This is a genomic window from Streptomyces sp. NPDC059900, assembly GCF_050270335.1.
Taxonomy (GTDB): domain Bacteria; phylum Actinomycetota; class Actinomycetes; order Streptomycetales; family Streptomycetaceae; genus Streptomyces.
In genome coordinates this window covers 1-21,854 of the sequence record NZ_JBNNJZ010000063.1, presented here as the reverse complement: position 1 = coordinate 21,854, position 21,854 = coordinate 1, and the positions used below count along the sequence as shown (strand labels likewise).

The 21,854-nt window shown below is 72.4% G+C and carries 20 protein-coding genes and 2 pseudogenes; 13 read left to right on the top strand and 9 right to left on the bottom strand.

Annotation, left to right across the window (positions count from 1 at the left end; translation table 11 throughout):
• The first annotated feature begins 55 nt into the window (after positions 1-55).
• Positions 56-1,015 carry a DUF3048 domain-containing protein gene (locus tag ACQKIP_RS12545; RefSeq protein ID WP_365855369.1) on the top strand — a complete coding sequence of 320 codons (960 nt, stop codon included), beginning with the start codon at positions 56-58 and terminating at the stop codon, positions 1,013-1,015.
• A gap of 19 nt (positions 1,016-1,034) precedes the next feature.
• On the opposite strand, the gene ACQKIP_RS12540 is transcribed toward ACQKIP_RS12545, so the two are convergent.
• Positions 1,035-1,502, bottom strand: coding sequence for a MarR family winged helix-turn-helix transcriptional regulator (locus tag ACQKIP_RS12540; RefSeq protein ID WP_365855805.1), 468 nt, complete (start codon positions 1,500-1,502; stop codon positions 1,035-1,037).
• 210 nt (positions 1,503-1,712) lie between these two features.
• Here ACQKIP_RS12540 and pcaH point away from each other — a divergent pair, with 210 nt between their 5' ends.
• The 5 genes from pcaH to ACQKIP_RS12515 all read left to right on the top strand — a co-directional run bounded on the left by pcaH (position 1,713) and on the right by ACQKIP_RS12515 (position 7,343).
• On the top strand, positions 1,713-2,483 hold the full coding sequence (pcaH, locus tag ACQKIP_RS12535) for a protocatechuate 3,4-dioxygenase subunit beta (RefSeq protein ID WP_365855371.1): 771 nt from the start codon (positions 1,713-1,715) through the stop codon (positions 2,481-2,483).
• Complete coding sequence (gene pcaG / locus ACQKIP_RS12530) at positions 2,483-3,037, top strand: protocatechuate 3,4-dioxygenase subunit alpha (RefSeq protein WP_365855373.1); 555 nt, start codon at positions 2,483-2,485, stop codon at positions 3,035-3,037. Before pcaH ends, pcaG begins: the two co-directional genes overlap by 1 nt.
• Complete coding sequence (pcaB, locus tag ACQKIP_RS12525; protein ID WP_365855375.1) at positions 3,034-4,401, top strand: 3-carboxy-cis,cis-muconate cycloisomerase; 1,368 nt, start codon at positions 3,034-3,036, stop codon at positions 4,399-4,401. The genes pcaG and pcaB overlap by 4 nt, the downstream gene beginning before the upstream one ends.
• On the top strand, positions 4,398-5,510 hold the full coding sequence (gene pcaD, locus ACQKIP_RS12520) for a 3-oxoadipate enol-lactonase (protein ID WP_365855377.1): 1,113 nt from the start codon (positions 4,398-4,400) through the stop codon (positions 5,508-5,510). Before pcaB ends, pcaD begins: the two co-directional genes overlap by 4 nt.
• A 75-nt stretch (positions 5,511-5,585) precedes the next feature.
• The gene (locus ACQKIP_RS12515) at positions 5,586-7,343 is read left to right on the top strand and encodes a serine/threonine-protein kinase (RefSeq protein ID WP_365855379.1); all 1,758 of its coding nucleotides are present in this window, start codon (positions 5,586-5,588) and stop codon (positions 7,341-7,343) included.
• A 67-nt stretch (positions 7,344-7,410) separates the two neighbouring features.
• On the opposite strand, the gene ACQKIP_RS12510 is transcribed toward ACQKIP_RS12515, so the two are convergent.
• Positions 7,411-8,427, bottom strand: a complete 1,017-nt coding sequence (locus tag ACQKIP_RS12510; RefSeq protein WP_365855381.1) for an alpha/beta fold hydrolase — start codon at positions 8,425-8,427, stop codon at positions 7,411-7,413.
• Positions 8,428-8,511: 84 nt separating this feature from the next.
• Positions 8,512-8,793, bottom strand: coding sequence for a TetR/AcrR family transcriptional regulator C-terminal domain-containing protein (locus ACQKIP_RS12505; RefSeq protein WP_365855383.1), 282 nt, complete (start codon positions 8,791-8,793; stop codon positions 8,512-8,514).
• A 64-nt stretch (positions 8,794-8,857) separates the two neighbouring features.
• On the opposite strand from ACQKIP_RS12505, the gene ACQKIP_RS12500 reads away from it, so the two are divergent.
• The 3 genes from ACQKIP_RS12500 to ACQKIP_RS12490 all read left to right on the top strand — a co-directional run bounded on the left by ACQKIP_RS12500 (position 8,858) and on the right by ACQKIP_RS12490 (position 11,346).
• A complete protein-coding gene (locus ACQKIP_RS12500) occupies positions 8,858-9,166 on the top strand; it encodes a hypothetical protein (RefSeq protein WP_365855385.1) in 309 nt (102 codons plus the stop codon).
• Between the two features lie 169 nt (positions 9,167-9,335).
• The gene (locus ACQKIP_RS12495) at positions 9,336-9,716 is read left to right on the top strand and encodes a hypothetical protein (RefSeq protein ID WP_365855387.1); all 381 of its coding nucleotides are present in this window, start codon (positions 9,336-9,338) and stop codon (positions 9,714-9,716) included.
• A 121-nt stretch (positions 9,717-9,837) separates the two neighbouring features.
• Positions 9,838-11,346 carry a SulP family inorganic anion transporter gene (locus ACQKIP_RS12490; RefSeq protein WP_365855389.1) on the top strand — a complete coding sequence of 503 codons (1,509 nt, stop codon included), beginning with the start codon at positions 9,838-9,840 and terminating at the stop codon, positions 11,344-11,346.
• Between the two features lie 104 nt (positions 11,347-11,450).
• Here the strand turns inward: ACQKIP_RS12490 and ACQKIP_RS12485 are convergent, their stop codons facing one another.
• Together ACQKIP_RS12485 and ACQKIP_RS12480 are read right to left on the bottom strand one after the other, a co-directional pair.
• Positions 11,451-12,419, bottom strand: coding sequence for an SDR family oxidoreductase (locus ACQKIP_RS12485; RefSeq protein ID WP_365855391.1), 969 nt, complete (start codon positions 12,417-12,419; stop codon positions 11,451-11,453).
• A gap of 20 nt (positions 12,420-12,439) precedes the next feature.
• Positions 12,440-13,285: an SDR family oxidoreductase gene (locus ACQKIP_RS12480; protein ID WP_365855393.1), complete on the bottom strand. Its 846-nt coding sequence runs from the start codon at positions 13,283-13,285 to the stop codon at positions 12,440-12,442.
• A gap of 67 nt (positions 13,286-13,352) precedes the next feature.
• On the opposite strand from ACQKIP_RS12480, the gene ACQKIP_RS12475 reads away from it, so the two are divergent.
• The 4 genes from ACQKIP_RS12475 to ACQKIP_RS12460 are packed head-to-tail and all read left to right on the top strand — an operon-like array spanning position 13,353 to position 16,949.
• Positions 13,353-14,129 (top strand): enoyl-CoA hydratase family protein, encoded by a 777-nt coding sequence (locus ACQKIP_RS12475; protein WP_365855395.1) that lies wholly within the window; start codon positions 13,353-13,355, stop codon positions 14,127-14,129.
• Positions 14,126-14,989: a CoA transferase subunit A gene (locus ACQKIP_RS12470; RefSeq protein ID WP_365855397.1), complete on the top strand. Its 864-nt coding sequence runs from the start codon at positions 14,126-14,128 to the stop codon at positions 14,987-14,989. The genes ACQKIP_RS12475 and ACQKIP_RS12470 overlap by 4 nt, the downstream gene beginning before the upstream one ends.
• Positions 14,986-15,780: a CoA-transferase subunit beta gene (locus ACQKIP_RS12465; protein WP_365855399.1), complete on the top strand. Its 795-nt coding sequence runs from the start codon at positions 14,986-14,988 to the stop codon at positions 15,778-15,780. The genes ACQKIP_RS12470 and ACQKIP_RS12465 overlap by 4 nt, the downstream gene beginning before the upstream one ends.
• Positions 15,781-15,797: 17 nt before the next feature.
• Entirely contained in the window at positions 15,798-16,949 is a 1,152-nt protein-coding gene (locus tag ACQKIP_RS12460; protein ID WP_427742964.1) for an NAD(P)H-dependent flavin oxidoreductase, read from the top strand.
• A gap of 68 nt (positions 16,950-17,017) precedes the next feature.
• Here the strand turns inward: ACQKIP_RS12460 and ACQKIP_RS12455 are convergent.
• From ACQKIP_RS12455 to ACQKIP_RS12440, 4 genes and pseudogenes are all read right to left on the bottom strand, one after another.
• Positions 17,018-19,664, bottom strand: a pseudogene (locus ACQKIP_RS12455) (ATP-binding protein).
• A gap of 152 nt (positions 19,665-19,816) precedes the next feature.
• A complete protein-coding gene (locus ACQKIP_RS12450) occupies positions 19,817-20,974 on the bottom strand; it encodes an acetyl-CoA C-acetyltransferase (protein ID WP_365855403.1) in 1,158 nt (385 codons plus the stop codon).
• Positions 20,975-21,031: 57 nt separating this feature from the next.
• Entirely contained in the window at positions 21,032-21,619 is a 588-nt protein-coding gene (locus ACQKIP_RS12445; RefSeq protein WP_365855807.1) for a TetR/AcrR family transcriptional regulator, read from the bottom strand.
• A gap of 138 nt (positions 21,620-21,757) precedes the next feature.
• Positions 21,758-21,854, bottom strand: a pseudogene (locus ACQKIP_RS12440) (SDR family oxidoreductase); the annotation flags it as partial.

Here is a 21,854-nt window from a genome sequence, read left to right as displayed (position 1 = left end):
GAAGGGCAGGGACGGAAGGGATACGGAGGGGATACGGACGGGGTAGGGAGTCCGTATGGGATCGCTGACACGGGCACAGGCACGGACTCGACGTACGACGGTGGCGGCGGTGGCGGCCGTCGCCGCCGTCCTGGGCCTGGCGCCCGGCTGCACCATCAGTGACACCAGTGGAGGCGACGGGAAGGTGCCCTCCGACGGCGGGCGCGTGCTCGCCGTGAAGATCGACAACGTGGGCCCGGCCCGCCCGCAGACCGGCCTCGACGCGGCCGATGTCGTGTACGCAGAACAGGTCGAGGCGGGCCTGAGCCGCCTGATGGCGGTGTACGCCGACCGGCTGCCGCCCGTCATCGGCCCGGTGCGCAGTGCGCGGGAGACGGACCTGGAACTCCTGAGGCAGTTCGACGATCCGGCTCTCGCGTTCTCCGGGGCGCAGTCCAAGCTTCTCCCGCTGATCTCGGACGCTCCCCTGCGGCCGCTGTCACCGGGCAAAGCGCCGGGCGACGCCTACTTCCGCAGCGGCGCGAAGCCGGCACCGCACAACCTCTTCCTGCGCCCGAAGGCCCTGAACGCCGACCCGGGCGAAGGGGGCCTGGAGAGCACGGGTTTCGTCTTCGGCCCCCGCCCCAAGGGCGGCACCCCCGAACGCGAGCACACGGTCCGCTTCCCCGCGGCGCGCTTCACCTTCGACTGGTCGGCCGGGCAGAAGCGCTATCTGGTCTCCATGGACGGGGCTCGGGCACGTACCTCCGACGGCAAGACGCTGGGCGCGTCGACGGTCGTCGTGCAGTACGCGAAGGTGCGCGAGTCCCGCTTCCACGACCGCTCGGGCAACATCACGCCGTTCACCGAGACGGTCGGTTCGGGCAAGGCACGGGTCCTGCGGGACGGCCGCGCCTACGAGGCGCGCTGGCAGCGCACGTCCCCGGACGACGGCACGGAGTTCACGACGGCGGACGGCAGCGGGACACTGCCGTTCGCGAAGGGCCAGGTGTGGGTGGTGTACGCGAAGGAGTGATCCCCGGCCGGGCGGCGGATCAGCCGCCCGTCGCGGCGACGGAGTCCGCGGGATTGCGCAGGCCCTCCGCCGCGTCCGAGACCCGCTGGATCAGGTCGAAGAAGACGCTCTGCTCGGCCGCGGAGAGCGGCCCGAGGAAGACCTGGTTCATCCGGGCCGTGCGCACGGTCAGCTTGCGGTGCGTGCGCTTGCCCTCGTCCGTGAGGTGCAGCAGATAGCGGCGGCCGTCCTGCGGGTCGCGCACCTTGTCGAGCAGCTCACGGCGGATGAGGCGGCTGATGACCTCCGCGATGGTGGAGCGGTCGAGGCCGACCCGCTCGCCGACGGTGCGCTGGTCGAGGCCGGGCTCGGCGACGAGCGCGTTCAGGACGGCGAACTGCGGCGAGGTGATCTCCTCGGAGACCATCGTGTTCCACAGCAGGTAGTGCGCCTGTTGCAGACGCCGGGCCAGGTGCCCGGGGTGGGTGGTCAGATCCACCGCGGCCATGAGTTCCTCCACTGCCTTCACTGCCATGTACGGCAGATTTTTCGTAGGTGCACTGAACAGTACCCGCCCTTGACGGTCCGGGGAACGAGTGGCAGCGTACGTTCCACCCCGCATCGACTCCCGTCGAAATAGTCAGTGCCCTGATTAATGTGCGGGGCATCGAAGACTGGGAAAGACGGGGTCCGACGGATGGATACGGAGCCGAGAGACATGACCCTCACCGAACCTCTGCCCGACGGGCTGAGCCAGCAGGAAATAGACACGGAGGTCGCCAAGGCGCAGGCTTCGGCCGCGCCCCGCGACCACCCGCCGCGTGACTATCCCCCGTACCGCAGCAGTCACTTCCGTTTCCCCCGGCAGCCGCTGATCCCGCTGCGCGACCCGGAGGCGGTGGAGCTGAGCGGTCCCGCGTTCGGCGTCACCGACGTCACGGCGCTCGACCGCGACCTGACCCGCCAGCACATCGGCGAGCCGCTCGGCGAGCGGATCACGGTGTCCGGCCGTGTCCTGGACCGCGAAGGGCGGCCCGTGCGCGGCCAGTTGGTCGAACTGTGGCAGGCCAACGCATCCGGCAGGTACGCCCACCAGCTGGACCAGCACCCGGCGCCGCTGGACCCGAACTTCACGGGCTTCGGGCGCTGCCTGACCGACGACGAGGGAACGTACTCCTTCACGACGATCAAGCCGGGCGCGTACCCGTGGCGCAATCACGTCAACGCGTGGCGCCCCGCGCACATCCACTTCTCGCTGTTCGGCTCGGCGTTCACGCAGCGCCTGGTGACGCAGATGTACTTCCCCGGCGACCCGCTGTTCGCCTACGACCCCGTCCTGCGCTCGGTCACCGACGAGTCGGCGCGGGCGCGCCTGGTCTCCGCCTACGACCACGATCTCTCCGCCCCCGAGTGGTCGCTCGGCTACCGCTGGGACATCGTGCTCGACGGCCCGTCCGCGACGCTCTTCGAGGAAGGCGACCAGCTCTGATGTCGTACGCTCCCACCCCCTCCCAGACCGTCGGCCCGTTCTACGGCTACGCGCTGCCCTTCCCGCGCGGCGGCGAGATCGCCCCGGCAGGCCACCCGGACACGATCACCCTGCACGGCTACGTGTACGACGGCGCGGGAAACCCCGTGCCCGACGCCCTCATCGAGACCTGGCAGCCCGCTCCCGACGGCTCGCGCGCGGGGGCGCCCGGCTCGCTGCGGCACGACCCCGTCACGGGCGGGGTCATCGGCCGTGACGGGGTCGCGTTCACCGGCTTCGGGCGCGTCCCGACCGACGCGGACGGCCACTGGGCGGTGCGTACGCTGCCGCCGGGCGGCGTCTCGTACATCGCGGTGGCCGTGTTCGCGCGCGGTCTGCTCCACCACCTGTACACGCGCGCCTATCTGGTGGACGAGCCGGGCGACGCGCTCCTCGGCGCGCTCGATCCGGCGCGGCGTACGACGCTCGTCGCCCGCCCCGAGGCACAGCGCACGTACCGTTTCGACATCCGCCTTCAGGGCGAGGGCGAAACGGTGTTCCTGGAGTTCCAGTGAGTCTTGACGGTACGGACGCAGGCCTGCTCTCCCCCGGCCGCGCGGGCTGCCCGGCCGAGGCGGCGACAGGTGATGCCGCTTTCCTCCAGGCGATGCTGGACGCGGAGGCGGCGCTGACACGGGCCCAGGCGGCGGTGGGACTGGCCCCCGCGCAGGCGGCGACGGCCGTCTCGGCGGCGGCCGACGCCGACCGCTTCGACATACGGGATGTGGCGCTGCGCGCGCAGGCCGGCGGCAATCCGGTGATCCCGCTGGTCGCGGACCTGACGGCGGCGGTGCCCGCGGACGCGGCGCCGTACGTGCACCGGGGCGCGACGAGCCAGGACATCATGGACACGGCCATGATGCTGGTCGCCCGGCGCACGCTGGACCTGATCCTGGCGGACCTGGCCCGCACGGAGTCGGCCCTCGCCCGCCTCGCGTCACGCCACCGCGACACAGTGATGCCGGGGCGCACCCTGACCCAGCACGCGGTCCCGACGACGTTCGGCCTCAAGGCGGCGGGCTGGCGATCCCTGATCCTCGACGCACGGGACCGGGTATGGAGGGTCCGCGAGGGGCTTCCGGCGCAACTGGGCGGCGCGGCGGGGACGTTGGCGGCCTTCGGGGCGTATGCGGGGGGCGGGTCCGGGGAGGGCCGGGTCGGAGCCGGAGTCGGAGTCGGGGAGGGGCTCGTCTCCGCCTACGCCCGCGAGCTTCGCCTTGTCGCGCCCGCCCTTCCCTGGCACACCCTCCGTACCCCTGTCGCCGACCTCGCCGGGGCCCTCGCCTTCGCCGCCGGGGCGCTCGGCAAGGTCGCGACGGACGTCCTCACCCTCTCGCGTACCGAAATCGCCGAACTCTCCGAGGGGGCGGGGGGCGGCTCGTCCGCCATGCCGCACAAGGCGAACCCCGTACGTGCCACCCTCATCGTGGCCGCCGCCCGCCGCACCCCGGCGATGGCGGCGACACTCCTCGCGTCGATGGTCGCCGAGGACGAGCGTCCGGCAGGCGCCTGGCACGCGGAGTGGGAGGCCCTGCGCGACCTCCTGCGCACGGCCGGCGGCGCCGGCCACCAGGCGGCGGAGCTCACCGAGAATCTCCGGGTCCACCCGGAGGCGATGCGCGAACACCTGGGCCTCACCCACGGGTTGATCGTCTCCGAGCGGCTCACGGCCGAGCTGACGCCCCTCCTGGGCCGGACCCGCGCCAAGGAACTCCTCACGTCGGCGGCCCGCCGCACCCGCGACGAGAGCCGCTCCCTCGCGGACATCCTCGCCGAAGAGCCCGGCCTCGCGACCGTCGACCTCACCCGACTCACCGACCCCGCCCGTTACACCGGCTCCGCCGGAACCCTCACGGACCGAGCCCTGGAGCGACGATGACCGCCCAACTGCCCCACCACACCACCGAGGGCGCCCCGACCGCGCGCCCGTTGTTCCTCGGCTCCTCGGTCGGCACCTCCACCGCCCTGTGGGACGCCGTGGCGCCCGAACTGTCCGCCGTGCACCGCGTCGTACGGTGGGATCTGCCCGGTCACGGCAAGTCGCCCGCCGATCTGATCGGCCCGGGGGCGACCGTCGCCGACCTGGCCGCACTCGTCCTCGCGCTCGCCGACTCCCTGGGCATCGACCGTTTCGCGTACGCGGGTGTCTCCCTGGGCGGTGCCGTCGGCCTGCATCTGGCCGCGCACCACCCTCAGCGGGTGGAGAGCCTCGCCGTGATCTGTTCGTCGGCGCACTTCGGCGGCAGCGCCCGCTGGGAGGAGCGCGCCGCCCTCGTGCGCCGCGAAGGCCTCGCCGCCCTCGCCGAGAGCGCGCCCGACCGCTGGTTCACGTCGGGTTTCACCGTCCCCGGCCTGGTGGACGACCACCGGAACACCGACCCCGGCGCGTACGCCGCGTGCTGCGACGCGCTGGCGGCGTACGACATCAGGGACGCCCTCGCGACGATCACCGCGCCGACGCTCGTGGTCGCCGGCCGCGAGGACCCGGCGACGCCGCCCGCCCACGCGCGCGAGATCGCCGACGCGGTACCGGGCGCATCCCTCACCGAACTCGCGGGCGCCTCCCACCTGGCGCCCGCGGAGCGGCCGGAGGCCGTGACCGCCGCGCTGCGCACCCACCTGACGGGAACGGCCGCGAGCGGCATGGCCGTACGCCGGGCGGTCCTTGGCGACGCGCACGTGGACCGCGCGCAGGGGAACACCACGGGCTTCACGGCCCGCTTCCAGGACTTCATCTCCCGCTACGCCTGGGGCGAGATCTGGACCGACCCGACCCTCGCGCACCGCGAACGCAGCATGATCACGATGACCGCCCTGGTCGCGCACGGCCACTACGACGAGCTGGCCATGCACGTGCGCGCGGCCCGCCGCATCGGACTCACCCCGGAGGAGATCGGCGCGGTGCTGCTCCAGACGGCGGTCTACTGCGGTGTCCCGGCCGCCAATTCGGCGTTCGCGGTGGCGCAGCGGGTGCTCGCCGAGGAGTAGCGGTCAGGGGGCACCGTTTAGGCTGCTGCTGATCAGGGGGCACGGGGATCAGGGGAGCAGGGGGGACTGGGGCGGATGAACCACGCGTCTGAGGTGTTCAAGGCGTTGCAGGCGGACGATCCGCCCATGGTGGCCGGCTACCGCCTCGCCGCCCGGATCGGCGCGGGAGGCATGGGCCGGGTCTACCTCTCGCACACGCAGGGCGGCAGGCCGCTCGCGATCAAGGTGGTACGGCCGGAGCTGGCCGACGACCCGGCGTTCCGGCGGCGGTTCAGCCGGGAGATCAAGGCGGCCCAGCGGGTCCGCGGTGCGTACACGGCCGAGCTGATCGACGCCGACGCGGACGGCGTACCGCCCTGGCTCGCCACCCTGTACGTGCCGGGCCCCTCCCTGTCGGACGCCGTCGCCCGCAGCGGCCCGCTGCCGGTGCCCGCGGTGCTGTGGCTGATGGCGGGCGTGGCCGAGGCGCTGCAGGCCATTCACGGTGCGGGCATCGTGCACCGGGACCTGAAGCCCTCGAACGTGCTCCTTGCCGCCGACGGGCCGCGCGTCATCGACTTCGGCATCTCGCTGACCTCCAGTGCCACGTCGCCGCACACGGTCACGGGCACCGCCGCGGGCACGCCCCAGTTCATGGCCCCCGAGCAGGCGTCCGTGGGTGAGGTCACCGCGGCCACCGACGTCTTCGCGCTCGGCCAGACAGCGGCGTTCGCCGCGCTGGGCGAGCCGCTGTACGGGGACGGTCCCTCGGTCAGCGTGCTGTACCGGATCGTGCACTCGGAGCCCGATCTCTCGCTGCTGCCCGCGCAGCTGCGTCCGCTGTTCGCCCGCTGCCTGGCCGCCGATCCGGCCGAGCGGGCGAGCCTGGCGGAGATCGTCGACTGGTGCAGGCAGCGGCTGGGCGGGGACGCCGCCACCGGCGCGGGGCCCGCCGTCTGGCGTCAGATAACGGGCCCGGAGGTGCGGGTCCCCGCGCCGGTCCCGCACCCGACCCGGGTACACACGCAGCCGTTCGGCGCGCCTCCGCTGAACACACCTCCGGTAAACACGCCTGCGCTGAACGCACCGCTGCTGAACGCACCGCTGCTGTTCGCGCCGCCGCCGCCGACGGTCCCGACGGAGTCGGACAAGCGGCGGGCCCGGCGAAGACGCAACGCGTTCATCACGGCGGGCGTGACGGCGGGCGCGCTGCTGCTGGCGGGCATGACCTGGACGGTCATGGACGCGACGGACGTGCTCCGCAACCGGGACACGTCATCGGAGTCCGGTTCCGGCTCGTCCGACCGTGCGTCGACGTCCGGGGCGGAGTCCGGCGCGGCATCCGGGGGTTCTTCGCGAGAGGGCGAGAACTCCTCGGCGGACAGCGGAAATGCGGGATCCGGCGACAAGAGCGACCGGGCGGCGGACGGTTCGCTCCCCTCCTCCGGCTCCTCGTCGCGCGCTCCGGCGAAGCCGCAGGCCGTCGCGTACCCCCAGGAATGGTTCGACGAGAAGAACTCGGTGAGCCTGAGCGAGCCCGTCGAACGCAAGGACCGCAAGGGCGACATCCGCTTCGTCTGCGGGGCGGACAGCTGCTCGCTGGAGAGCGACAAGAGCCTGATCACCCCGCTGTTCGGCAAGCCGGGAGCCACCTTCGAATCCTGCCGCACCCTCCTGGACGGCGCCGAAAGCCACAAACTCCCGCTGGCCGCGGTGGCGGCGGGCAGCGAGATCTGCGTGAAGAACCCCGCCGGGGACATCGCCCTGCTCGTGGTCCTGGTGAAGTCGACCGCGATGCCGCAGGACGGGGTCAGCTTCCTGAGCGCGGACATGACGGTCTGGCGGGCGGACTAGAAGCCAGGTGACGCTCCGGCCAGGTGGCCCTCCGGCCAGGCGGCGCTCCGGCTAGGTGGCGCTCCGGCTAGGTGGCGCTGCGCTCGCTCGCCTCGCGAAACCGCCGCTCCATCGCGTCGACGTACGCGTCGTCGCCCGGCCGCCCCGCCCGCAGCAGGCGCCACCACTGATCGATGCTCCAGTTGGCCGGTTCCGTCGTCCCGATGAACTCCTCCACGAGTGAGAGGAAGCGCCCGGGATCGGCGTGAAAAGGGAAGTGTCCTGCCCCCTGGAAGATTTCCAGGCGGCTGTCGGGCATCGCCTCGTGCGCGGTGAACGCGTGGTCGACCGGCAGGACGCCGTCCCGGTCGCCCCAGACCAGGAGCGTGGGCATGCCCTGTGCGAGGTAGCAACGGTCCAGCATGGTGACCACCTGGCCGCGCCAGTCGACGACGGACCGCAGGGTGCGGATGAACGCGGCCCGCGCCCACACGTCCGGCAGCGCGTCGACCAGGCCCATGAGCTCGGGCGCGTCCTGCCCCAGGCCGGTGTCGAACAGCCGGAGCAGGGCGACGACCGCCCGCACCGGCAGATCGGCGCCGGGCAGTCCGAGCAGCGAAAGCAGCAGCGCGGCGCCGGGCAGTGAGACGCCCCGCAGCACGGGAGTGACCTGCGGCCCCACGCCTCCCGTGCTCACCAGGACGAGCCGGTCGACGCGTTCGGGGAACTGGTAGGCGAACTGCATCGCGACGCCGCCGCCGAACGAGTGCCCGACCAGGGTGACCCGCTCGACCCCGAGCACGCCGAGCAGGTCCCGGATGCCGTTGGCGTACGCGGCCACCGAGTAGTCCGCCCGCGGCTTCTCCGACGCGCCGTGACCGAGCAGGTCAGGAGCGATCACCGTGTGATTGCGGGCCAGTCGGGGGATCAGCGGGGACCAGGTCGCCGACGAGTCGCCGATACCGTGGATCAGCAGGACCGCCGGCCCCTCACCCGCGACGCGGTACGCGCGCCGGTAACCGTGCACGGTCCGGAACCGCAGGACGGCCTCGCTCTCGTCGCCGGTGGGAAGCCGCCTGGGCTGGAAGGGCAGGATCCGCGCCATGGGCCGGAGTGTAGGCGGACGCCGCGGACAAGTGGTTTCGGATGGGTTTCGGGTGGCGCAATACGGGCGCACCCGCCAAAGCGGTTACGCGGCCGCGTAGTACCCCAGGAACATGTCGACACCGGCAACGATCAGACGCTCCGTCAAGTCGTCGCTGATGTCGGTTCCGTACGAGCCGAAGACCAGATGCGGGAAGACCAGCAGGGAGTAGAGCTGGATGACCGCCGCTTCCATGTCGGGGACGGTGAGCCGCCCCCGGTCGGCGAGTTCGCGCAGGGCGCCCGCGATCGCGGGGTGGTGGCTTTCGGGGCCGCGCTCCCCCCACGCCGTGCCGAGCGACGGGAAGCGGTGGATCTCGCGGGCCACGTCCAGGAATGCCCGCGCAGGTCGTCCGCATAACGGCAGCGCGTGGGCAACCGTCGCACCGGGCATGGCCGTGGCGGCCCCGGGGCTCGGCTCAGTATTCGTTGCCGCCACCACCACCGCGCTGGGGTTCATCGCGCACGAGGAGGCGGGGGTCGCCTCCGGAGTGGTCAACACCTTCCACGAAGTGGGCGGCTCGGTGGGGGTGGCCGTGGTCTCGACGGTCGCCGCCGCGGGGATCGACGGCGGCACGAGCGGCGGCTTCTCGGACGCGTTCACGGTGTGCGCCGTCGCGGCAGCGGTCAGCGCTGCCGCCGCCTTCGCGCTCGTGCCGCGCGGGAAGCCGCGGCTGACCGGCGGGCCGCACGTGCACTGACCCGCGCCGGGCGGGGCCCGCGCGCCCCTCCCGGACAGGCGCGCGACGTACATCTGATCCAAGGGTGGCTGTCGCGCCACGTCGCCGAACGGTCACGCACGTGAGGACCCCGGCGGTTAAGTTGCTGGGTGACCGTGCGAGTTACGCAGCCAGGTGAGGACTTGCCACTGTGACGGGAGCCGGAGTACGCGGACGGGTGCTGCCCGTGGCGCTGATCGCCGTGCTCCTGGTGGCCGTCCAGTGCTTCGCGCACGGGGTCAACGAATTCACGTCCGGCGCACCGTCCCGTACACCGCCCGCCACGGCGCCGTACGCCCAGTGCGGCGAGGACACACACCCGGGCGAGACCTCCGAGCGCTTCCGGACCCGCGGCCGCCCGCACTGCCGCGGCCTCACCCCCGACACGACCCCGCAGCTGCGCGCCGACACCGTCACGACCGCGACCGCGGACGACGGCACGCGCGCGTGGCGCCCCGTTGCCCTGCCCCACAGCGAGACGAGACCCACGGGCCGCGAACTGCCCGCCCTTTTGCAGGTCTTCCGCTGCTGACCGGCACCTCCGGCACGGCCATGCCGTCGGTCCACCCGGCCCGACGCGTCCGCCGCTGCCGGACCCGGACACCGGTCCACGTCACACCGATGCGCCCCCGCGGCGCTCAGGAGTCACCGACATGCAGCCTTCCCCTGCCTCCGTACCCGACCGCGCCCGCTCCCTGTTCAGAGCTTCCGGCAGCGCGCGGCACGATCTCACCGCCTCCGTCGTCGTCTTCCTCGTCGCCCTGCCGCTGTGCCTGGGCGTGGCCGTCGCCTCCGGAGTACCCGCCGAACTCGGCCTGGTCACCGGCATCGTCGGGGGTCTCGTCACCGGTCTGCTGCCCGGCAGCAGCCTCCAGGTCAGCGGCCCCGCCGCCGGGCTGACCGTCCTCGTCCACGAAGCCGTGCGGGAGTACGGGCTCGCGGCGCTCGGCGCGCTCGTGCTCGCCGCGGGGATTCTCCAGCTGGCCATGGGCGCACTCCGGCTCGGCCGCTTCTTCCGCGCCATCTCCGTGGCCGTCGTCGAGGGCATGCTCGCCGGGATCGGCCTCCTCCTGATCGCCGGGCAGTTGTACGCCATGGCGGACCGCGAGGCACCCGCGAGCGGCCTCGCCAAGATCGCCGGGCTGCCGGGCATGCTCACCGGGATCATCGGCTCGGAGCGCGCCGTGACCGCCTTCGGGCTCGGCGTCGGCACCATCGCCGTGCTCGTGCTCTGGCCGAGGCTCCCCGCGAAGGTCCGCGTGGTGCCGGCGCCGCTCGCCGCAGTGGCGCTCGCGATGGCCGCTTCGCTGCTCTTCTCCCTGCCGGTGGACACCGTCGACGTGCAGGGGCTCGTCGATTCCGTACGGCCGCCGGACGCCGCCGCGTTCGGGGGTCTGCTGAGCGTCGGCGCCATCGGCACCGTCCTCGCCTTCGCCCTGATCGCGTCGGCGGAGAGCCTGTTCAGCGCGGCGGCGGTGGACCGCATGCACGAGGGTCCGCCCACGTCGTACGACAAGGAACTGATCGCCCAGGGCGCGGGCAACACCGTCTGCGGTCTGCTGGGCGCGCTGCCCATGACCGCCGTCATCGTCCGCAGCTCGGCCAACGTACGGGCGGGCGCACGGACGAAGGCGTCGCGCGTCCTGCACGGCGTCTGGCTGCTCCTCTTCGCGGCACTGCTGCCCGCCGCGCTCGGCCTCATCCCGATGGCGGCCCTCGCGGGCGTCCTCGTGCACGCGGGCTCCAAGCTGGTCCCCGTAGGGCAGTTGGCGAAGCTGTGGCGCGAACACCGCGGCGAGGCCGTCGTCCTGGTCGTGACGGCCGTGGCGATCGTGTCGGTGAACATGTTCGAGGGAGTCCTCATCGGCCTGGTCCTCGCCGTCATAAAGATCGCCTGGGAGACACCGCACGCGCGCGTGGAGGTCGTCGACGACGGCGCGGGCCCGATCCGGGTCCTGCTGTCGGGTCACGCCACGTTCCTGAGCCTCCCCAAGCTCCTCGACGCGCTGGAGGCCCTGCCCCGGGACCGCCAGGTCGAGCTCGACCTGGCGGGGCTGCGGCATCTGGACCACGCGTGCCGTACGTCCCTGGAGACCTGGGCGGCCCGGCACAGCGCGGAGGGCACGGCTCCGGTGCGGGTGGCTTCGGAGGCCCGGGGGTGAGCTGCCTGCCGCGGGCCTGACGGCCGGATTCCTGCCGCCGGCCTGACGACCGGCCTTCTGCCGCGCGACGGCCTCCGCCGGAGGTCGTCCTGCGGCGGACCGCCTCACCTCGCCCCGTACACCCGCTGGGGCACCTCCGCTCCCGCAAGAAGCTTCAGCGCCGCCTCGCCCGCCTCCGCCGGGGTCCAGCGGGCCCCCTTGTCGGCCGTCGGCCCCGGCCGCCAGCCCTCCATGACGGTGATGCGCCCCGCTTCGGCCTCGAACACACGGCCCGTGACACCGGCGGACGCCTCGGAGCCGAGCCACACCACGACCGGCGACACGTTCTCCGGAGCCATCGCGTCGAAGCCGCCGCCCTCGGGCGCGGCCATGGTCTGCGCGAAGGTCTGCTCCGTCATCCGGGTCCGCGCGGCGGGCGCGATCGCGTTGACCCGTACTCCGTAGGAGGCGAATTCGGCGGACGCGACCATGGTGAGCCCGAGAATCCCGGCCTTGGCCGCGCTGTAGTTCCCCTGCCCGACGCTGCCCAGCAGCCCGGCGCCCGAGCTGGTGTTGACCACGCACGCGTGCCGCGCACGCCCCGCCTTCGCCTCCCCGCGCCAGTACGCGGCCGCGTGCCTCAGCGGCAGGAAGTGACCCTTCAGATGGACGCGCATGACGGCGTCCCAGTCGTCCTCGTCGAGGTTGACGAGCATGCGGTCCCGCAGGAACCCCGCGTTGTTGACCAGTGTGTCCAGCTGTCCGTACGCGTCGATCGCGGCCCGCACCAGGGACGCGGCACCCTCCGCCGTGGCGATGTCGCCTCCGTGCGCCAGGGCCTCGCCGCCCGCCGCGCGGATCTCCTCGACGACGTCGTGCGCGGGACCGCCGGACGCTCCGGAGCCGTCGGCCCCCACGCCCAGGTCGTTGACGACGACCTTGGCGCCCTCGGCGGCGTACGCGCGCGCGTGCGCACGGCCGAGGCCGCGGCCCGCACCGGTGACGATCACGACGCGGCCCGCGCAGATGCCTGTGCCCGGCTTGATGCCCGCGCCCGGCTCGATGCCCGTGTCCGGCTTGTTGGCTGAGGTCATGCGGAACTCCTCGGTGGCGTTCAGTGGTTGACGGACGCGGCGTCCAGGAACGCGGGGCGTTCGCCGCCCCCGTGCAGGTGCAGGGCGGCGCCGCTGATGTAGCGCGCGGCGTCGGAGGCGAGGAAGACGCAGGCGTCCCCGACGTCCGACGGATCGGCGAGGCGGCCGAGCGGGACGGTGCGGGCGACCTGAGCGATGCCGTCCTCGTCGCCGTAGTGCAGATGGGCGCTCTCGGTGCGGGCCAGGCCGAGCACCACGGTGTTCACCCGCACCTGCGGAGCCCACTCGACGGCCATCGTGCGGGCGAGGTTCTCCAGGCCTGCCTTGGCCGCGCCATAGGCACCGCTGCCGGGTGAGGGCCGGGAACCGCTCACGCTGCCGATCATGGTGATGCTGGCCGCGCCCGCGCCGGGCTCCCGACCGGGCTCCTGACCTGGCTCCCGACCGCGCTCCTGACCTGGCTCCCGTCCGGACTCCAGACCGGTCTTCTGGCCGCGCATCACCTCGTACGCCGCCAGGGAGGCGTACAGCGGGGCAAGCAGGTTGAGTTCGACGATCTTGGCCTGGCGGGCGGGGGCCGACTCGGCGAGCAGTCCGAAGGGGGTGCCGCCCGCGTTGTTCACCAGGGCGTCGAGGCGTCCGTGGTCGGCGGCCACTTCGGCGAAGAACGTGTGCGCCGCCTCCGCGTCGCGCAGGTCGAGCGGCCGGAACTCGGCGGCTGCTCCCGCCGCTTGGACCGGGCGGTCCGGAGGTCTGCGGGCGCAGACGACGACTCTCGCACCGGCGGCGAGGAAGCTGCGCGCGATTCCGGCGCCTACGCCTTTGGTGCCGCCGGTGACGACGACCACCTGTCGGGTGTCAGTCATCGCTGCTACCTTTCCAACTAACAAATGTTTGGTTGAAGGGCCTGGTTGAAAGGTAGCGGATCCTCTGATGTCTGTCTCCACCTCGACCCCGGACAAGGGCGTCGCCGTCGTCACCGTCGACTTCCCGCCCGTCAACGCCCTGCCCGTGCAGGGGTGGTATGACCTGGCGGCAGCGGTGCGCGAGGCGGGCCGCGATCCCGGCACGCGCTGCGTCGTCCTCGCGGCGGAGGGCCGCGGTTTCAACGCGGGCGTGGACATCAAGGAGATGCAGCACGACAGCGGCCACAGCGCGCTGATAGGCGCCAACCGCGGTTGCTATGAAGCGTTTTCGGCGGTGTATGAGTGCGAGGTGCCCGTCGTGGCCGCGGTGCACGGCTTCTGCCTGGGCGGCGGCATCGGCCTGGTGGGCAACGCGGACGCGATCGTGGCGAGCGAGGACGCGACCTTCGGCCTCCCCGAACTCGACCGCGGCGCGCTCGGCGCGGCGACGCACCTCGCCCGCCTGGTCCCACAGCATCTGATGCGCGCCCTGTACTACACCTCGCGCACGGCCTCGGCGGCCGACCTGCACGCGCACGGCTCGGTGTGGCGGGTGGTCCCCCGCACGGAACTGCGCGACGCGGCCCTTGAGCTGGCCCGCGAGATCGCCCGGAAGGACGGGACGCTGCTGCGGTTCGCCAAGGCGGCGATCAACGGCATCGACCCCGTCGACGTGCACCGCAGTTACCGCTTCGAGCAGGGCTTCACCTTCGAGGCCAACCTGAGCGGCCTGGCCGACCGCATCCGCGAGGACTTCGGACAGGAATCCAGCGCCTCCGGCAAGGAAGAGAAGGGCAGGGCATGAGGGACAAGACCATGACGCCCGACGCGATCGTGGGGCGGCTTCGGAGCGGGATGACGCTCGGCATCGGCGGCTGGGGGTCGCGCCGCAAACCCATGGCGTTGGTGCGGGCCCTGCTCCGGTCCGGCATCACCGACCTCACCGTCGTTTCGTACGGCGGCCCGGACGTCGGGCTGCTCGCCGCGGCCGGAAAGATCCGCAAGCTCGTCACGGCGTTCGCGACGCTCGACTCGATCCCCCTGGAGCCGCATTTCCGGGCGGCACGCGAGCGCGGCGCCTTCGAACTCGTCGAGCTGGACGAGGCGATGTTCATGCAGGGGCTGACGGCCGGCGCCCAGCGGCTGCCGTTCCTGCCGATCCGCGCGGGCCTCGGCTCGGACGTCCTGCGCGTCAACCCCGGCCTGCGTACGGTCACTTCGCCGTACGACGACGGGGAAGAGCTCGTCGCGGTACCCGCCCTGCGCATGGACGCGGCGCTGGTCCACCTCAACCGCGCCGACCGCCTGGGCAACGCCCGCTATCTGGGCCCGGATCCGTATTTCGACGACTTGTTCTGCGAGGCGGCCGACACGGCGTACGTGTCGTGCGAGCGCATCGTCGATCCGGCCGAGCTCACCGGGCAGGCGCCGCCGCAGACGCTGCTGATCTCCCGGCACGCGGTGACGGGCGTGGCCGAGGCCCCCAAGGGCGCGCACTTCACGTCATGCGTGCCGGACTACGACCGCGACGAAGCCTTCCAGAAGGCATACGCCACCGCGGCCGGCGATCCGGAAGCGTGGAAGGAATTCGAGGACCGCTTCCTGACCGGCACCGAGCAGGACTATCAATCGGCTGTCCAGGCCTGGCACAAGGAGCAGCTGTGACGCGGACCGACCCGGCGGCGACGAGCGCCGCCTCCGACACGCCCTGTACCCGCGCCGAGTACTGCGTGATCGCCTGCGCCGAGGCCTGGCGGGACGCCGGTGAGATCCTCGCGTCCCCCATGGGCACGGTCCCCTCGATCGCCGCCCGCCTGGCCAAGCTGACCTTCTCGCCGGACCTGCTGCTCACGGACGGGGAGGCGCTGCTGATCGGCGACGTGCCCGCCGTGGGCGCGCCTTCGGCGGTGACGGAGGGCTGGCTGCCGTACCGCAAGCATCTGACGATGGTCATGGGCGGCAGGCGTCACGTGATGATGGGCGCGAGCCAGATCGACCGCTTCGGCAATCAGAACATCTCCTGCATCGGCGACTGGGAGCGGCCCAAGCGCCAGCTGCTCGGGGTGCGCGGCGCCCCGGTCAACACCCTGAACAACCCGGTGAGTTACTGGATCCCGCGGCATTCGAAGCGTGTCTTCGTCGAGAAGGTCGACATGATCAGCGGCGTCGGACACGACAGCGCGGCGGCGGCAGGCCCGTCCGCCACCCGCTTCCACGATCTGCGCCGGGTCGTGTCGGACCTCGGTGTCTTCGACTTCGGGGCGCCGGACCACGCGATGCGCCTGGTGTCCCTGCATCCGGGCGTGACGGCAGATCAGGTGCGCGAGGCGACCGACTTCGCGCTCGCCGTGGCGGACGACGTTCCGTACACCCGTGAGCCGACCGCGGAGGAACTGCGGCTGATCCGGGAGGTGGTGGACCCAAGCGGTCTGCGCGAGCGCGAGGTGCGCGCATGACCACCGCCCCGGCGCGTATGGAGACGGAGCTGACGAGGCTGGTCGGCGTCCGGTACCCGATCGTGCAGACCGGCATGGGCTGGGTGGCGGGCCCCCGCCTTGTCTCCGCGACGGCGAACGCGGGCGCGCTCGGCATCCTGGCCTCGGCGACGATGACCGTCGAGCAGTTGCGCTCCGCCGTCCGGGAGGTCAAGTCCCGTACGGACGAGCCCTTCGGGGTCAACCTCCGGGCCGACGCGGGCGACGCGCGTGACCGGGTGCGGATCATCGTCGACGAGGGGGTGCGCGTCGCGTCGTTCGCGCTCGCCCCCTCGAAGGAGCTGATCGCGGAGCTGAAGGACGCCGGGGTGGTGGTCATCCCGTCCATCGGTGCGCGACGGCACGCCGAGAAGGTCGCGGCCTGGGGCGCGGACGCGGTCGTCGTACAGGGCGGCGAGGGCGGAGGGCACACGGGCGAGGTCGCGACGACCGTGCTGTTGCCGCAGGTCGTGGACGCCGTGGAGATACCGGTGATCGCAGCGGGCGGCTTCTTCGACGGCCGGGGGCTGGTCGCCGCGCTCGCCTATGGCGCGGCGGGAGTCGCGATGGGCACCCGCTTCCTCCTCACGTCGGACTCGACGGTGCCGGACGCGGTCAAGGCGCGCTATCTGGCCGCTTCGGTCAAGGACGTCACGGTGACCACACGGGTCGACGGCCTCCCGCACCGGATGCTGCGCACGGAACTGGTCGCTTCCCTGGAGAAGTCGGGGCGGGCGGCGTCCCTGGCAAGGGCCGTCCGGCACGCCGCCGCGTTCAAGAAGATGTCCGGGATGGGCTGGGGCGAGATGGTCCGGGACGGCCTCGCGATGCGGCACGGCAAGGGGATGACGTGGAGTCAGGTCCTGCTCGCCGCGAACACGCCGATGATGCTGAAGTCGGCCATGGTGGACGGGGTTCCGGATGCGGGGGTCATGGCCTCCGGTCAGGTGGCGGGGGTCATCGAGGACCTGCCCTCCTGCGAGGAGCTGATCGCGGGTGTGATGGCGGAGGCCAGCAGGGTGACGGCCCGACTGGCCGCCTTCACCCCACCCGCACGCGGCGCCGCACTCACCTCACGCGCACCCGCCGCCGCCCTCCCCGCAGCCGAACCTCCGCCCGGGGCACCGCTCCTCGACCGCGAGAGGGGCTGAACCGCCACCCGCACACGCCCTCACTCGCCCACACCCCCCGCATCACGGCGGGGAAAGCGGTGCGCGGCTCACACCCCCACCATCTCCAGCGACGCCCGCGCCCTGGCCGCCAGGCCGTCCGCGCCGCATGATTCGGCCAGGGCCAGACCACGGGCCAGTTCGCTCGCGGACCCCGCCGCGATCCCGTACTCGACCCTGACGACCGCGTGCTCATAGGCGCACGGCGACGCCTCCAGGCAGGCGACGGCCCGTGCGTACAGTTCGACCGCATGCGGTCCGCTCTCCATGGCCGCCGCGCACCGCAGTGCCTCGCCGATCGCCGTCTCCGTGCCGAAGCGTTCCGCCTGGATCCGTACGTTCTTGACCAGTTCGGCGGCCCGCAGCGGGTCCTCCTCGGCGAGCGCGCGGGAGAGGTCGTTCGCCCAGGGGGCGACGATCGTGTTCCAGCGGCCGCGTTCGTTCGCCGTCTTCGCCGCCACTTCCAGTTCGGCGACTCCTTCCGTCCGCTGGCCCGTCGCGATCAGGAGACGGCCGCGCACGGAGTGGATGTCGGGCAGGAAGATGGTAGGGGTAGGGCGGCGCGATGCCGTAGTGATCGGCGATCTCCTGGGCCTCGCCGACCTTGCCGCGGGCCAGCAGCGTCTCGATGAGCTTGCACGCGGCGTCCCAGTGCATCGGGAGCCCGCTGCCGACCCGGTCGGAGAGGCGCAGGCTCTCCCGCAGCGAGGCCTCCGCCTCGGTGAGCCGCCCGCGCCGGCGGTACACCAGGCCGAGCCAGGCCTTGGCGACGGCCAGATGACCGCCGCTCCACCCCGCGGCCTCGTAGGCACGAACTCCCTCGGCGAAGACACTCTCGGCGCGGTCGAGGCGGTCGGTGAAGATGTACGAGCCGCCGAGCATCGTCAGGAGCTCGAAGCCCCACTCGGTGTCGGTCCAGCCGAGGCCCGGCGCGAGGCGGCCGTTGACGAGGACGCGGTCGCACAGCTCGACGATCTCCTCCGCGCTCTCCCCGCGGGTCATCGCGTCGAAGGCACGCAGGATCAGCAGGGCGCGCTCGGAGTTGTCGCGGCCCTGAAGCGGCCCCGCCAGTGCGGCAAGGCGCCGCGAACGGCCCGTCGCGTCCTCCTCGCGGGAGTGGATGCCCTCCCACATGTAGTGCACGCCGTGCAGTCGCATCCGGTCGGGGCCGGGTTCGAGCCGGGCCGCCTCGGCGTCCACGACGCGCAGGGCCTCCTCCAGCTGGTCGTTGTGCACGAGGGCCTGGGAGAGGCGGCACACCGCGTCCACCCTCAGCTTCCGGTCGACCCCCGCCGTGGAGAGGGCCTCCCGCAGGTGGCGGATGGTCGTGACGGGTGAGGTCAGGAGCGTGGCGCAGCCCAGTTCGTAGAGCACGCGCGCGTGGAGCTCGGGCAGCGGGGGTTCCGCAAGGGCGCGTTCCAGGCAGCGCCGGGCCGCGTCCGGCGCGCCGACGGCGAGGTGTTCGGCCGCCGCCTCGCGCAGTTGCTCGACCAGTTCGGGGTCGTCGTCCGGATGGACCTCCAGGAGGTGCCGGGAGGCGGCGGCCGCGCCGCGCCCCGACAGCGTGACGGCCCAGGCGGCCTGGCCGTGCATCGCGGTGCGGGTGGCGGGCGGGATCGAACGGTAGACCGTGCTCGCGATGAGCGGGTGGACGAACTCCAGGCCCTCTTCGCCGCCGAGCAGGATGCGCGCGGTGCGCAGCCGCTCCGCACACCGATCGGCCTTGTCGCGGGGCAGCCCGGCGAGCGAGGCGGCGAGGTCGTGCGAGATGGCGGTGCCGAGGATCGCCGCGGCCCACGCGAACCGCGTGACGTCCGTGCCGAGTCCTTCGAGGCGTGCGACGAGGCCGCGGCCGCGCGCCGAGCGGTTCAGTGCGCGCAGTTCACCGGCGGAGCCCTCCACCGGTTCCAGCTCGCTGTCCTGCACCTTGGCGAGCAGTTCCACGGATTCGTACGGATTGCCGCCGGTGACCGCCCACACCTCGCGGCAGAACGGGGCGTCCGCGTGCTCGCCGAGGGTGGCGCGGGTGAGTCCGGCCGCCGCGTCCGGGGTGAGCGCGCGCAGCGGCGGCGAGGGGCGGGCCGCCGCGCCGACCGCCGCGAGGTGACGGGCGCTTTCGCCGGCGGCTTCGTCCGGGCGGTGGGCGACCACCACGAGGACCGGAAGCTCGGCGAGGCGCTGGGCGAACGCGGCCAGCCAGTGCAGGGTCTCCTGGTCGGCCCAGTGCGCGTCGTCGATGAGCAGGACGAGCGGCCAGTGCAGTCCCGACAGCCGCACGACCGCCTCGACGAGGCCGTCGCACACGCCCTGCGGATCGGCCTGCCGACCGCCCGGCTCGGCTATGCCGAGTGCGGGGCCCGCGATGGCGTACCAGTCGCCGAGGTACTCCCTGGCTTCTTCGGGCGTGAGGGCGACGAGGGCCGACTGCAACAGCTGCCGTACGACGTTGAAGGGGACGGAGGTGACGGTCTCGCCGCCCCGCGCGGACCACACCGTGGCCCTCCCCTGTGCGATGCGGCGCACCTCGGCGAGCAGCGCCGTCTTGCCGATGCCCGCCTCGCCCTGGAAGACGAGCAGACCGCCCGCGGTCGTGGAGTCGGAACACAGCTCGTCAACGGCGCGTGCGACCGCGGCGAGTTCCGCATCGCGCTCCCACAGCGGGGCCCAGGTGGCACCTCCGGGCCGTCCCTGTGTCATCGCGCTACCTCCCGAGGTCGCTCAATCGACGTACAGACACCGAGACTAGCTGGGGAGAGGTCCTCACGGGGCGGGGTCCGGCCAGCAACTCCCGCAACGAGTGAGGGAAAAGCCGACGCGAGAGCCGGGGCCGGGCCCCGAGCGCGGCCCGGTCAGAGGCGCTCGATGATGGTCACGTTCGCCTGGCCGCCCCCTTCGCACATGGTCTGGAGGCCGAACCGGCCGCCGGTGCGCTCCAGTTCGTGCAGGAGTGTCGTCATCAGTTTGACGCCGGTCGCGCCGAGGGGATGGCCGAGGGCTATCGCTCCTCCGTTGACGTTGACCTTCTCCGGGTCGGCCCCGGTCTCCTTCAGCCAGGCAAGGACGACGGGGGCGAAGGCTTCGTTGATCTCGACGAGGTCGATGTCGCCGATGCTCATGCCGGTCTTCTTGAGGGCGTACGCGGTGGCGGGGATCGGCGCGGAGAGCATCCGGATCGGGTCCTCGCCGCGCACGGAGAGGTGGTGGATGCGGGCGCGCGGCGTCAACCCGTGTTCGCGCACGGCCCGTTCGCTCGCGACGAGCAGTGCCGCGGCGCCGTCCGAGACCTGTGAGGAGCAGGCCGCGGTGATCGTGCCGCCGTCCAGGACGGGCCCCAGGCCCGCCATCTTCTCCAGGGTCGTGTCGCGGCGCGGGCCCTCGTCGGTGGTCACGTCGCCATAGGCGGTCAGTTCGCGGTCGAAGCGGCCCTCGTCGATCGCGCGGACGGCCCGCTGATGCGAGCGGAGCGCGAACTCCTCCATGTCACGGCGGGATATGCCCCACTTCTCGGCGATCAGCTGGGCGCCGTGGAACTGGTTGACCGGCCGGTCTCCATAGCGGGCGCGCCAGCCCCCGCTGCCCGCGTACGGGCCTTCGGTGAGGCCGAGCGGTTCGGCGGCCTGCCGGGAGGCGAAGGCGATGGGGATCATCGACATGTTCTGTGTGCCGCCCGCGACGACGAGGTCCTGTGTGCCGGACAGGACGCCCTGCGCCGCGAAGTGCACGGCCTGCTGCGAGGATCCGCACTGCCGGTCGATCGTCACGCCGGGCACCTCTTCGGGCAGCCCTGCCGCCAGCCAGGAGGTGCGGGCGATGTCCCCGGCCTGCGGCCCGACCGTGTCCAGGCAGCCGAAGACGACGTCCTCGACGGCGGCGGGATCGATTCCGGTGCGCTCGACGAGTGCGGTGAGGACATGGGCGCCCAGGTCGGCGGGGTGAACGGCCGAGAGACCGCCCTTGCGCCTGCCGACGGGGGTGCGGACCGCTTCGACGATGTAGGCCTCGGCCATGACTGCGTACTCCTCGTGCTCCTCGGTCGGTGCGGTCGCCGGGCGGCGACGCGCTCTTTACGTGCGTACGGCGATGCCGTCCAGGACCATCGAGAGGTACTGGCGGGCGATCTCCTCGGGGCTGTGGCCGCCCCCGGGGCGGTACCAGGACGCGGCGACCCAGACGGTGTCGCGCACGAAGCGGTAGGCGAGCCGGATGTCCAGGTCCTCGCGGAAGACGTGTTCGGCGACCCCGCGCTCCAGGGTCGTCAGCCAGGTCTTCTCGAAGCGCTGCTGCGAGTCCGTCAGGTACTGGAAGCGCGCCTGGGCGACCAGGTGCCTGGACTCCTTCTGGTAGATGGCGACGGCGGAGCGGTGCCGGTCGATCTCCCGGAAGGACTCGGTGACCAGTGCCTCGAGGGTCTCGCGGGGGCCGAGGTGCGACTGGAGCACGGTGTCGTACCCGTCCCAGAGCTCGGTGAGGAAGGTGGAGAGGATCTCTTCGAGCATCGACTCCTTGGAGTCGAAGTGGTAGTAGAGGCTGCCGGCGAGCATGCCGGCGGCGTCCGCGATCTTGCGGACCGTGGTCGCGTTGTACCCCTGCTCGGCGAAGACGTCGGCCGCGATGGCGAGGAGTTCACCGCGGCGCTCCGGCGAGGGGCTCACCGCGGCCTTCTTGGCCGGAGCCTTCTTGGCCGGAGCCTTCTTGGGGCTGACGCTGGTGCTGGTGCTGGTGCTCGTGCTGGCGGTGGGGCTGGTGCTCGTGCTGCTCTGCTTCGGTTTCGACACACGGTCATTCTCCGCCTAGGCGTGCTGATTGCTGACCGAGACCGTCTCCCCCGTCATGTACGAGGAGTACTCCCCGGCGAGGAAGACGATGACGTTGGCTATCTCCCAGGGC